Here is an 11,013-nt window from a genome sequence, read left to right as displayed (position 1 = left end):
AGACGCGTTTGGCGATATGCACGCTCCCAGCCGCTACCCATCACGCTCAGCAATGCCCGGAAGTCTCGAGTCAAGGTACTTTGTGCCCCCCTACAAAGTCAAACGGCCAACTAAAACAACAGTTTAGCTGGCCATTCAAGATCTTCCGGATTTCAAATATTGTCTACATTTTATGTAAATCAGACAGTTACAAAACCCCTCTTATTCCCATTCAATCGTTGCTGGTGGCTTGCCGCTCACATCGTAAACTACACGGTTGATGCCGCGTACTTCGTTGATGATGCGGTTAGACACGCGGCCCAGCAGCTCGTATGGCAGTTCTGCCCAGTGGGCAGTCATGAAGTCGCTGGTGACCACGGCACGGAGTGCAACCACGTAGTCGTAAGTGCGGCCATCGCCCATCACACCCACAGATTTCACTGGCAAAAATACGGCAAACGCCTGGCTGGTCTTGTCGTACCAGCCGAAGTTGCGCAGTTCTTCGATGAAGATGGCGTCTGCACGTTGCAGCAGGCCGACAAACTCGGATTTGACTTCACCCAGAATCCGCACGCCCAAGCCAGGGCCCGGGAACGGGTGGCGGTACACCATATGCGGAGGCAGACCCAGCGCCACGCCCAGCTCGCGAACTTCGTCCTTGAACAGTTCACGCAGTGGCTCCAGCAGTTGCAGCTTCAGGGTCTCTGGCAGGCCGCCCACGTTGTGGTGGCTCTTGATGGTGTGGGCTTTTTTGGTTTTGCTACCGGCAGATTCGATCACATCCGGGTAGATGGTGCCCTGGGCCAGCCATTTTGCGCTAGGCAGCTTGGCAGACTCTTGCTGGAACACCTCGACAAACTCGCGGCCGATGATCTTGCGCTTTTGTTCCGGGTCGCTCACGCCAGCCAGGTGCTTCATGAATTCGTCTGCGGCGTTAACGTGGATGACTTTGACACCCAGATTGCCGGCAAACATTTCCATCACTTGTTCTGCTTCTTTGTAACGCAGCAGGCCGTGGTCTACAAACACGCAGGTCAGCTGGTCACCAATGGCGCGGTGAATCAGCGCAGCAGCGACAGAAGAATCCACACCACCAGACAGGCCCAGAATCACTTCGTCAGAACCAACTTGTTCGCGGATACGGGCAACGGCGGTTTCGATGTAGTCTTTCATCACCCATGACGGTGCCGCACCGGCGATCTCGATCACAAAGCGGTTGATGATGGCAGTACCCTGTTTGGTATGGGTGACTTCCGGGTGGAACTGTACCGCGTAGAACTTGCGGTCTTCGTCGGCAATGGCGGCGATCGGGCAAGAGTCGTTGCTGGCAATGACCTTGAAGCCTTCTGGTACGGCAGTTACTTTGTCGCCATGGCTCATCCACACGTCCAGCAGGCCGTGGCCCTGGTCGTTGGTTTTGTCCTGAATATCGCGGAACAGTGCAGAGTGGCCGCGGGCGCGGATTTCTGCATAGCCAAACTCGCGCACGTTGCCGCTTTCTACCTTGCCGCCCAGTGCTTGTGCCATCCATTGCATGCCGTAGCAAATGCCCAGTACCGGTACGCCCAGTTCAAACAGCTTCGGGTCGGCCTGATAGTCGCTCTCGTACACCGAGTTCGGGCCGCCGGACAAAATGATCGCCTTCGGTGCAAAATCCTTGATGAAGTCGATCGTGACATCAAAAGGGTGAATTTCGCTGTAGACGTGAGCTTCACGAACGCGGCGGGCAATCAGCTGGGTAACTTGAGAGCCGAAATCTAGGATAAGGATTTTGTCCATGGCGGGTATCCGAATGACAACTGAGCACAGGTCTCAGGGTTGAGAAAACGTTTAGTACTTTAAAACTTTTAAACCGGGTTGCGCAGGCGACGACGCTCAGTCTGCGCCGCCCTTGGCATGCTTCATCACGCGCTGCGCTTCGCGCTTGGCGTCTTTGTCTCGCTCTGCATCGCGTTTGTCGTGTTGTTTCTTGCCTTTGCCCAGGCCAATCTGCAATTTGATGCGGCCGCGTACAAAGTGCATGTCCAGCGCAATCAGCGTATAGCCAGCGCGTTCGACCTTGCCGATAAGCTTGTCGATTTCGCGGGCATTGAGCAGCAGTTTGCGGCTACGGGTAGAATCCGGAACGATGTGGGTACTGGCGGTCTTTAGCGGGGTAATATGGGCCCCGACCAGATAAAACGCCCCACGCAGCAGTTTGACGTACGACTCTTTCAGTTGAACCTTGCCCTCGCGGATGGCCTTGACCTCCCAGCCCTCCAGCACCAGCCCGGCTTCGAACTTTTCTTCGATGAAATAGTCGTGAAACGCTTTTTTATTGGATGCAATGCTCATAGCACGTATCAGATGTCGCCAAGAGGCGATCTCTTAAAAGGGGAGATTCTACCAGAAATCAACGCCGCCCGCATGCCTGCCCCACAGACAAAACCGGACAATCCGGGGACACACCCAGCCCAATGGCACACACCAGCCCTGCATCTGCTTTTTATCACCGGCCTTTACCCGTACCGGGGTAAAAAATCACCGGTTTTTGGGCTGAAAATGCCATTTTCTGTATTTCATCCATCGCAATTCTTTATTCTGTTTTTCTGAACAAAGCCGGGCAAAACCCGCCCGCAGTGCAACATGCCATAGGCATGCAAATTTTGATTTTTTCAACCAGAATAAGAACTTGCGGCAACCTGCGCTCATACTTAGCCTGCGTAGCTTTAGCACACTGATATTTTGATAACTTTTTCAAATACTTAGCATCAAACTCTATGATGATGTTGCAGCGCACACAATTTCTTTTTTTGTGTAATAATGGGTTCCAACATCCACTTGTACACAAGTTGCCGGCCACATGCTGGCAATGTGTAAAACAGGTAACAACGCAATAACACGTTACTTGTAAGTTGGTTCGCCAGACTCGATCTCTGGCCCCCGTGGAGGTAAATGCAGTGCTTGTGCACGCAGATGTGATGACGGGTGGTTTGTTTCTACGAAAGCCGTTAACGGAATATCTGTCGCAAGGGGACGTCATTGCAGGATGAATCCTTGATAACCGATACCTCCGGGCTGTTTAGAAACACTTCGCCGGTGATGACATGAAATATAAGCAAATGCTGCAACCGGTTTGACTCGGTCAGCCTGATTGTCGGGATACCCTTCTTCGATGGCCAGGTTTTCTGCATCAACCGTGGCGATTGTCAGGCCCCCTCTCTGAATGGCCTGCATCGATGACAGACAGACATAGCAACCAAAAAGGGGTTTCAGTATGACTACACGTGAACAACAAATCGCCGCTCTGGAAAAAGACTGGGCAGAAAATCCACGCTGGAAAGGCATCAAACGCGGTTATAGCGCAGCAGACGTTGTTCGTCTGCGTGGCTCTGTACAAGTTGAGCATACCCTTGCTCGCCGTGGCGCCGAAAAACTGTGGAACCTGGTCAACAACGAACCTTATGTGAACTGTCTTGGCGCGCTGACCGGTGGTCAGGCCATGCAACAGGTCAAAGCCGGTATCAAGGCAATCTATCTGTCTGGCTGGCAAGTAGCTGCCGACAATAACGAATACGCAGCAATGTACCCTGACCAATCCCTGTATCCAGTGGATTCTGTGCCTAAGGTCGTAGAGCGCATCAACAATGCGTTTACCCGTGCAGATGAAATCCAGTGGTCCAAAGGTCTGAACCCAGGCGACAAAGGGTACATCGATTACCACGCGCCTATCGTAGCCGATGCTGAAGCCGGCTTTGGTGGCGTACTGAACGCCTTTGAACTGATGAAAGCCATGATCCGCTCTGGTGCAGCTGGCGTTCACTGGGAAGACCAACTGGCTTCCGTGAAAAAATGTGGCCACATGGGCGGTAAAGTGTTGGTGCCAACACAAGAAGCCATCCAGAAACTGATCGCTGCCCGTATGGCTGCTGACGTTTACGGTGTGCCAACGCTGGTGATTGCCCGTACCGATGCAGAAGCTGCTGACTTGCTGACGTCTGACTACGACGACAATGACAAACCGTTCCTGACCGGTGAGCGTACCGCTGAAGGCTTCTACAAGACCAAGAAAGGTCTGGAACAAGCCATCTCCCGCGCCGTTGCCTACGCAGACTACGCTGACCTGGTATGGTGTGAAACCGGTACGCCAGATCTGGAATTTGCCCGCAAATTTGCAGAAGCCGTACATGCAAAACACCCAGGCAAACTGTTGGCTTACAACTGCTCGCCATCCTTTAACTGGAAGAAAAACCTGGACGATGCCACCATCGCCAAATTCCAGCGTGAACTGGGTGCCATGGGTTACAAATACCAGTTCATCACATTGGCCGGCATTCACAACATGTGGTACAACATGTTCGACTTGGCGCAAGACTATGTGGCACGCGGCATGTCAGCCTATGTTGAGAAAGTGCAAGAGCCTGAGTTCGCCGCTCGCGAACGCGGTTACACGTTTGTTTCTCACCAGCAGGAAGTCGGCACCGGTTACTTTGACGATGTCACCACCGTTATCCAGGGTGGCGCGTCTTCCGTGACCGCACTGACCGGTTCTACCGAAGAAGAACAGTTCCACTAAGACGATTTTCGTCTGGCACGCTGGCCTTTGCGGTGTGTCCTGTGTAACATGACAAAACCCCCAGACTAAACGCTGGGGGTTTTGTTTTTGAGCTACTGACATCCATGACCCCGCTTGCTTTGCCCCCACGCTGTAAGCCTATTTGTAACTGGAATCTCGCGTGAAACACGCCACCCATGTCAAGGCCGACCTGCTGATGATCATCGTTACCCTGATCGCGGCGGCAGGCTGGATATTTTCGCTGAAAACCATGGAAGTCATGCCGCCGCTGCTGTTTCTGGGGGTACGTTTTCTGATTGCCGGCCTGTTTGTGGGTTTGTTCGGTCTGGCGGATTTCCGGCAACTGAATGCCAGACAGATCAAGAAGTCTCTGCTGACCGGGGCAGTAATGACGGTGGCAATGATGTGCTGGATGGTAGGTCTGCACCATGCCACCCATGTGGGCGTAGGCGCATTTATCAGTAGCCTGGGCATGATCCTGGCGCCCATCATGGGTTTGCTGATGTTCCGGATTCATCTGCCGCTGCAAAACTGGCTGGCCACCGGAGTGGCCACCATCGGGCTGGCGTGCCTGTCTCTGGAACATGGCCTGCAACTGACAATGGCAGACAGCCTGTTTCTGGCCAGCGCCTTCGGGTTTGCCATTCAGTTCAACCTGAATTCCCGTTTTTCGACCGGCATCCCCATTGCCTGTCTGACCGCCATCCAGTTAAGCCTGACGGGCGCAGTCTCCTTGCTGGTCGGCCTGACACAAGAAAGCTGGCCACCGCAGTTTGGGACGACCACATTGGGATGGCTGCTGGCGAGTATTTTCATTGCCACCAGCCTGCGGTTTTTCCTGCAGATCAAGGCGCAGAGCCTGACTCCGGTCAAGCATGCGGCGTTGATCATGACGCTGGAACCGGTCTGGACCAGCCTGCTGGCGGCCTGGTGGCTGAATGATGCCATGAGCCGCATCCAGCTGGCTGGCTGCATACTGATCTTTATCGCGCTGGTGAGTGGCCGGATCAGCTTTCGTCGCGGCCCCAAATCATCCTGAGACTCTTTGCGCTGTTAACAGGCAGATAACTAGCTGCAACCGTAAATTCCGCAAAACGGGGTTGATCCCGCCGGTAAAGCATCTGACAATACGGCTTCCTCCCTGAAAGCACCACAGACCATGGCACTAAATCTAGCGGATATCAGAAAAGACTACTCTAAGCAGGAGCTGTCTCCGGAAGACTGCGCAAAAAGCCCGATTACCCAGTTTGAGCAATGGCTGAAAGAAGCCATGACGGCCGAAGTACCAGAACCGACAGCCATGCACGTGACCACCGTGGGCGAAGATGGCCGCCCGAGCGCGCGCATTGTGCTGCTAAAAGGGATAGAAAACGGCCAGTTCCAGTTTTTTACCAACTATCTCAGCCGCAAAGGGCAGCAGATTGCTGCGACTCCGTATGTGGCCATTACCTTTTTCTGGCCGGAGCTGGAGCGCCAGGTACGCATCGAAGGCAAAATCGAGAAGTTGTCTGATGAAGCATCTGACCAGTATTTCAACAGCCGCCCGTACACCAGCCGCATAGGTGCGTGGGCATCCGAGCAAAGTACCAAGATCAGCGGCAAATCTGTGCTGGTGACCCGTGCGGCCGAGTTTGGCATGAAATACCTGACCCACGTACCGCGCCCGCCGCACTGGGGTGGCTATGGTGTCACACCAGACCGCGTCGAATTCTGGCAGGGCCGCCCTAGCCGCCTGCATGACCGTGTGCTGTATGAACTAAACAACGGCGAATGGGAACGCAGCCGGCTGGCGCCCTGAGGCCTGCAGGGTTGTATCAGCCAGCCCATGCCGGCGACTGGCCAAAGTACGATTTGATATAGTCCACAAAGAGGCGTAACCGCAGTGGCAGTTGCCGCTGCGGGAACAAGGCATGAATACCGCTGGGCGGTGCGGCAAAGTCATCCAGCACCGTGACCAGCCGCCCTGCCCCGATATCCTGCCCGACTTCCCACCAGCTGCGCCATGCCAGCCCCAGCCCGGCCAGCGCCCATTCATGCAAGACGGCACCATCATTACACTCTAGTTGTCCCGCCACCTTGACCAGCTGAATCTCGTCTTTGATCTGGAACATCCACCCCCGGTGCTGGCTGCTGCCTGTCAGCAACAGGCATTGATGCTGCATGAGTTCTTGCGGGTGTTGCGGGTAACCGAACTTCGCCAGATAGTCCGGGCTGGCCACCACCACGCGGCGATTTTCTGCCAGTTTCACGCTGACCAGACTGGAATCAGCCAACCCCCCGATGCGAATGGCGCAGTCGATACCTTCATTCACCAAATCCACCAGTCGGTCAGTCAGCTCCAGCGACACGGAAACCTCGGGGTGCATGCGTGAAAATTGCTGTACCAGCGGGGCAATATAACGGCGGCCAAAACCAGCCGGTGCCGATACCCGCAAATGCCCGCTGGCCTTGGCACCACCCAGCGTGACCGCGGCTTCTGCATTGGCCAGATCGTTCAGAATGCGCTGACAGTCTTCCAGAAACGCAACGCCTTCAAACGTGAGCGTGGTTTTTCGGGTAGTGCGCAGCAGCAGTTTCACGCCCAGCCTGGCTTCCAGCGCATCGATGCGCCGTCCGATAATGGCCGGCGTGACGCCTTCATCCCGTGCAACGGCCGATAAACTGCCTTTGGTGGCCACCCCGACAAACGAGGTGATCTGGATAAACGGATCCATGTCGGTACTCCCGGTTCTTCATGTTTCCATTTAATACCATAAGTAAAAGATCATTTGACAAAAATCGCTATTCTATTTGCGCGAATACCCGCATAGACTTGTTGCATTGCAGCTAAAATAAAACCAAATCCCTCTAAAAGCGAGTACCGACATGACACAACGGATCAATCTTCATCGTTTGCAACTGGCCAGCAATTTTCATGCGTTCATCGAGCAAGAAGCCCTGCCCGGCACCGGCATTAACCCGGCCGCTTTCTGGGCGGGTGTGGATACCCTGATCCACGATCTGGCCCCCAAGAACAAAGCCTTGCTGGCCGAGCGTGACCGCCTGCAAACCGAGATTGACCAATGGCACCGTGCTAACCCGGGGCCGATCCGGGACATGGCTGCCTATCGCGGTTTTCTGGAAAGCATTGGCTACCTGCGCCCCGTGCCAGCCAACGTGAAGGTTGATACCCCGAATGTCGATACCGAAATCGCCCAGCAGGCCGGCCCGCAGCTGGTGGTACCGGTCATGAATGCGCGCTATGCCCTGAATGCGGCCAATGCACGCTGGGGCAGCCTGTACGATGCGCTGTACGGCACCGACGCCATCTCTGAAGACGGTGGCGCAGAAAAAGGCAACGCATACAACCCGGCCCGTGGCGACAAGGTCATCAAGTTTGGCCGTGATTTTCTGGACCAGAGCGTACCGCTGGCATCTGGCTCGCACCATCAGGCCACGGCTTACCAGGTGGCAAATGGCCAGCTGCAAGTGACGCTGGTCGATGGCAGCAAGACCGGTCTGAAAGACGCCAGTGCGTTTGTCGGCTATAACGGCACTACCGATGCTCCTACCAGCATCCTGTTCAAGCAGAACGCTCTCCATTTCGACTTGCAGATCGATAAATCCAACCTGATTGGCGCGCAAGATCTGGCAGGCGTCAAAGACATCGTAATGGAAGCGGCCGTCAGTACCATCATGGATTGCGAAGACTCTGTTGCCGCAGTGGATGCGGACGACAAAGTGGTGATTTACCGCAACTGGCTTGGCCTGATGAAAGGTGATTTGACTGAAGAAGTCAGCAAAGGCAGCAAAACCTTCACCCGCCGGATGAATGAAGACCGCCGCTATACCACCCCGAATGGCGACACCCTGGTGCTGCATGGCCGTTCGCTGCTGTTTGTGCGTAACGTCGGGCATTTGATGACCAACCCGACCATCCTGCTGGCAGACGGCGCCGAAGTGCCGGAAGGCATCATGGATGGCATTGTGACCACCCTGATTGCCATGCATGACCTAAAGCGCAAAGGCAACTCGCGCACTGGCTCCATTTATATCGTGAAACCGAAAATGCATGGCCCGGATGAAGTCGCTTTTGCCAACGAACTGTTTGGCCGGGTTGAAGACCTGCTGGGCTTGCCACGCTTTACCGTCAAGATGGGCATCATGGACGAAGAGCGCCGTACCAGCGTGAACCTGAAAGCCTGTATCGCCGCAGCATCTTCGCGCGTGGCCTTCATTAACACCGGTTTCCTGGACCGTACCGGCGACGAAATGCATACCTCCATGGAAGCAGGCCCGATGGTTCGCAAAGGCGACATGAAGAAAGCCAAGTGGATTTCTTCTTATGAGCTGAACAACGTGCAGATTGGCCTGGAATGCGGCCTGCGCGGCTACGCCCAGATCGGCAAAGGCATGTGGGCCATGCCGGACCTGATGGCCGACATGCTGCAGCAGAAAATCGCCCATCCGAAAGCCGGTGCCAATACCGCCTGGGTACCGTCACCAACCGCGGCTGTCTTGCACGCACTGCACTACCACCAGATCAACGTGCAGGACGTCCAGTCCCAGCTGGAAAAACAGTCCAAGGTCGATTATCTGAACGATTTGCTGACCATTCCGGTGGCAGACAACGCCAACTGGTCGGCAGAAGAACGGCAACAAGAGCTGGACAACAACGCACAGGGCATTCTGGGTTATGTGGTGCGCTGGGTAGAACAAGGCGTGGGGTGCTCCAAAGTGCCGGACATCCATAATATCGGCCTGATGGAAGACCGCGCCACCTTGCGGATTTCCAGCCAGCACATTGCCAACTGGCTGCGTCATGGCGTGGTACCAGCCGCCCAGGTAGAAGAAACCCTGAAGCGCATGGCCAGCATTGTGGACCAGCAAAATGCGGGCGACCCGGCTTACAAGCCCATGGCGCCAGACTTTGAACACTCGATTGCGTTCAAAGCCGCTTCAGACCTGATCTTCAAGGGTTGCGCACAACCTAGCGGATACACTGAACCGTTGCTGCACCAATGGCGCCAAGTGGCCAAGGCCAGTGCCTGAGCCCCATCCACTTGATCAAGCAGTAAACAAAAAACCCGCCTGAGCGGGTTTTTTGTTGTAGCTGCCTGTCATGACCGCCTCATTCTTGTGCATGATGCACCACAACATGACACGCAAGTCAGGCTGCACGCGCCGCACCATGCGGAAAAGCACCGCGCAACTGCATCAGCAACTCTTCCAGATCATGCACACGGCGTTGGGTAAATGCGCTTAGCGGCTGTGAACTCCAGAACTTCAGTTCCTTTTCCACCGCATGTACGCGAGATTTCAAGGTATTACGTTCTTCACGGGTCAGATTTTGTACGATTTGAGCTGGCATGATGAACTCCTTTTAATGAACAGACCATGGGGGTTATAAATTCTCTATGGTCTGTATTAAGCAAATCACATGCCAGCTCAGGTTTCACTAAACAGCGTCAGCATCTCCCGCTGGGCCAGCCAGTCGTCAAACAACGGCTTGTAAGCACCAAAGACGCCTTGGGCCGACATACTGCACAGCAGGGTCAAGGCGGCATCGCGGGTAAACTGGCCGGCCAATATACTGGTTGCCAGCGTTGGAACATCCAGCAAGGCAAAACCGGCCACCTCCCCGTCCTGATTCTGCGGCCGGAATGCGTCATCCACCTCGATATCTTCGATAAACAGCCATTCCCGGTGCAAACCTTCCGGCAAGAGCCGCATCGACAAGACCGGCAACATCGCCCTGTGGCTGACATCAGAAGCCGTCAAAGACAAGCCGGCTTCTTCCCAGGCCTCCCGACATAGCGCCTCGATGACCGACTCGCCTGCCGCAATGCCCCCGGCAATGGTGTTATCCAGTTTGCCCGGGTCCACCTGCTTGCTCAGACTACGCCGTGCCACCCACACTCGCCTGTCGTTCTCAGGGCCGCACCAGACATTGACATGCACAGCCCGGCTGGTCAGGCCCAGCAAGCGGAAGCACCCGCGCTCCAGCGCCAGATCCTGCAAAGGCGCTGCGGCAAAGTCATCGCTCACCGGCCGGACCGGAAATGCTTCATCCCGCCATTCGATAAACACCCCCTGCCGAAACAGCTGATGCAAACAGCGAGACAAGTCCCCCGATGCCAATGCATGCGGCGCCATCTCCAGAGATAACTCATTCTCTGCTCCCCGGGTCGTAAAGCATGCTGCAAGCTCTGCATGCTCCGTCAGGTAACGCCGTTGCAGCCAGCCGTGCCGTTGCCCGTGGAGGCGCCATGGCACAAAGCGCTGTCCGACTTGCCGGGCATCATGGTGATCCAGCAGCCTCATTGCATCGATCAACTGCCGAACAACGCCCCCATCCAAGCATGTCGCCATACCATCCCTTACCAATGTGTGCCGGTGCACCGGCCATTTGCTTACCAAATCCGGATAACGTCATCATCCCGGTACGTCGATAATCACCAGCTTGCCGTCGTTCCCGATCATTTGTCGGCTCACTATCA

The 11,013-nt window shown here is 55.3% G+C and carries 10 protein-coding genes; 5 read left to right on the top strand and 5 right to left on the bottom strand.

What is annotated here, in order from left to right:
• Positions 1–201 precede the first annotated feature (201 nt).
• Both guaA and smpB read right to left on the bottom strand, forming a co-directional pair.
• On the bottom strand, positions 202–1,758 hold the full coding sequence (gene guaA / locus F552_RS0106040) for a glutamine-hydrolyzing GMP synthase (protein ID WP_018150832.1): 1,557 nt from the start codon (positions 1,756–1,758) through the stop codon (positions 202–204).
• A 96-nt stretch (positions 1,759–1,854) separates the two neighbouring features.
• Positions 1,855–2,313, bottom strand: coding sequence for an SsrA-binding protein SmpB (gene smpB / locus F552_RS0106035; protein WP_018150831.1), 459 nt, complete (start codon positions 2,311–2,313; stop codon positions 1,855–1,857).
• Here smpB and F552_RS0106030 point away from each other — a divergent pair.
• From F552_RS0106030 to pdxH, 4 genes are all read left to right on the top strand, one after another.
• Positions 2,281–2,571, top strand: a complete 291-nt coding sequence (locus tag F552_RS0106030) for a hypothetical protein (RefSeq protein ID WP_156802239.1) — start codon at positions 2,281–2,283, stop codon at positions 2,569–2,571. The two genes, smpB and F552_RS0106030, sit on opposite strands and share 33 nt — an antisense overlap.
• Positions 2,572–3,235: 664 nt before the next feature.
• Positions 3,236–4,534, top strand: a complete 1,299-nt coding sequence (gene aceA, locus F552_RS0106020) for an isocitrate lyase (RefSeq protein ID WP_018150829.1) — start codon at positions 3,236–3,238, stop codon at positions 4,532–4,534.
• A gap of 160 nt (positions 4,535–4,694) precedes the next feature.
• Positions 4,695–5,573, top strand: coding sequence for a DMT family transporter (locus F552_RS0106015; RefSeq protein WP_018150828.1), 879 nt, complete (start codon positions 4,695–4,697; stop codon positions 5,571–5,573).
• A 120-nt stretch (positions 5,574–5,693) separates the two neighbouring features.
• A complete protein-coding gene (gene pdxH / locus F552_RS0106010) occupies positions 5,694–6,332 on the top strand; it encodes a pyridoxamine 5'-phosphate oxidase (RefSeq protein ID WP_018150827.1) in 639 nt (212 codons plus the stop codon).
• A gap of 16 nt (positions 6,333–6,348) precedes the next feature.
• Here pdxH and F552_RS0106005 read toward each other — a convergent pair whose 3' ends face one another.
• Positions 6,349–7,248, bottom strand: coding sequence for a LysR family transcriptional regulator (locus tag F552_RS0106005; protein WP_018150826.1), 900 nt, complete (start codon positions 7,246–7,248; stop codon positions 6,349–6,351).
• A gap of 151 nt (positions 7,249–7,399) precedes the next feature.
• Here F552_RS0106005 and F552_RS0106000 point away from each other — a divergent pair, with 151 nt between their 5' ends.
• The gene (locus F552_RS0106000) at positions 7,400–9,565 is read left to right on the top strand and encodes a malate synthase G (protein ID WP_018150825.1); all 2,166 of its coding nucleotides are present in this window, start codon (positions 7,400–7,402) and stop codon (positions 9,563–9,565) included.
• 118 nt (positions 9,566–9,683) lie between these two features.
• Here the strand turns inward: F552_RS0106000 and F552_RS0105990 are convergent, their stop codons facing one another.
• Positions 9,684–9,884 carry a hypothetical protein gene (locus F552_RS0105990; protein WP_018150824.1) on the bottom strand — a complete coding sequence of 67 codons (201 nt, stop codon included), beginning with the start codon at positions 9,882–9,884 and terminating at the stop codon, positions 9,684–9,686.
• A 77-nt stretch (positions 9,885–9,961) separates the two neighbouring features.
• Positions 9,962–10,885, bottom strand: a complete 924-nt coding sequence (locus tag F552_RS18620; protein WP_018150823.1) for an NUDIX hydrolase — start codon at positions 10,883–10,885, stop codon at positions 9,962–9,964.
• Positions 10,886–11,013 lie beyond the last annotated feature (128 nt).

It is taken from the genome of Leeia oryzae DSM 17879, from assembly GCF_000376945.1.
In the GTDB taxonomy this organism is placed as follows: domain Bacteria; phylum Pseudomonadota; class Gammaproteobacteria; order Burkholderiales; family Leeiaceae; genus Leeia; species Leeia oryzae.
The sequence above is the reverse complement of the archived record's forward strand: the minus strand, read 5'-3'. Positions and strand labels throughout refer to the sequence as shown.

What these genes read in the sequence shown, in the direction of transcription:
- guaA (WP_018150832.1), bottom strand. Translation starts at nt 1,758, where the DNA reads ATGGACAAAATCCTTATCCTAGATTTCGGCTCTCAAGTTACCCAGCTG.
- smpB (WP_018150831.1), bottom strand. Translation starts at nt 2,313, where the DNA reads ATGAGCATTGCATCCAATAAAAAAGCGTTTCACGACTATTTCATCGAA.
- pdxH (WP_018150827.1), top strand. Translation starts at nt 5,694, where the DNA reads ATGGCACTAAATCTAGCGGATATCAGAAAAGACTACTCTAAGCAGGAG.
- F552_RS0106005 (WP_018150826.1), bottom strand. Translation starts at nt 7,248, where the DNA reads ATGGATCCGTTTATCCAGATCACCTCGTTTGTCGGGGTGGCCACCAAA.
- aceA (WP_018150829.1), top strand. Translation starts at nt 3,236, where the DNA reads ATGACTACACGTGAACAACAAATCGCCGCTCTGGAAAAAGACTGGGCA.
- F552_RS0105990 (WP_018150824.1), bottom strand. Translation starts at nt 9,884, where the DNA reads ATGCCAGCTCAAATCGTACAAAATCTGACCCGTGAAGAACGTAATACC.
- F552_RS18620 (WP_018150823.1), bottom strand. Translation starts at nt 10,885, where the DNA reads ATGGCGACATGCTTGGATGGGGGCGTTGTTCGGCAGTTGATCGATGCA.
- F552_RS0106000 (WP_018150825.1), top strand. Translation starts at nt 7,400, where the DNA reads ATGACACAACGGATCAATCTTCATCGTTTGCAACTGGCCAGCAATTTT.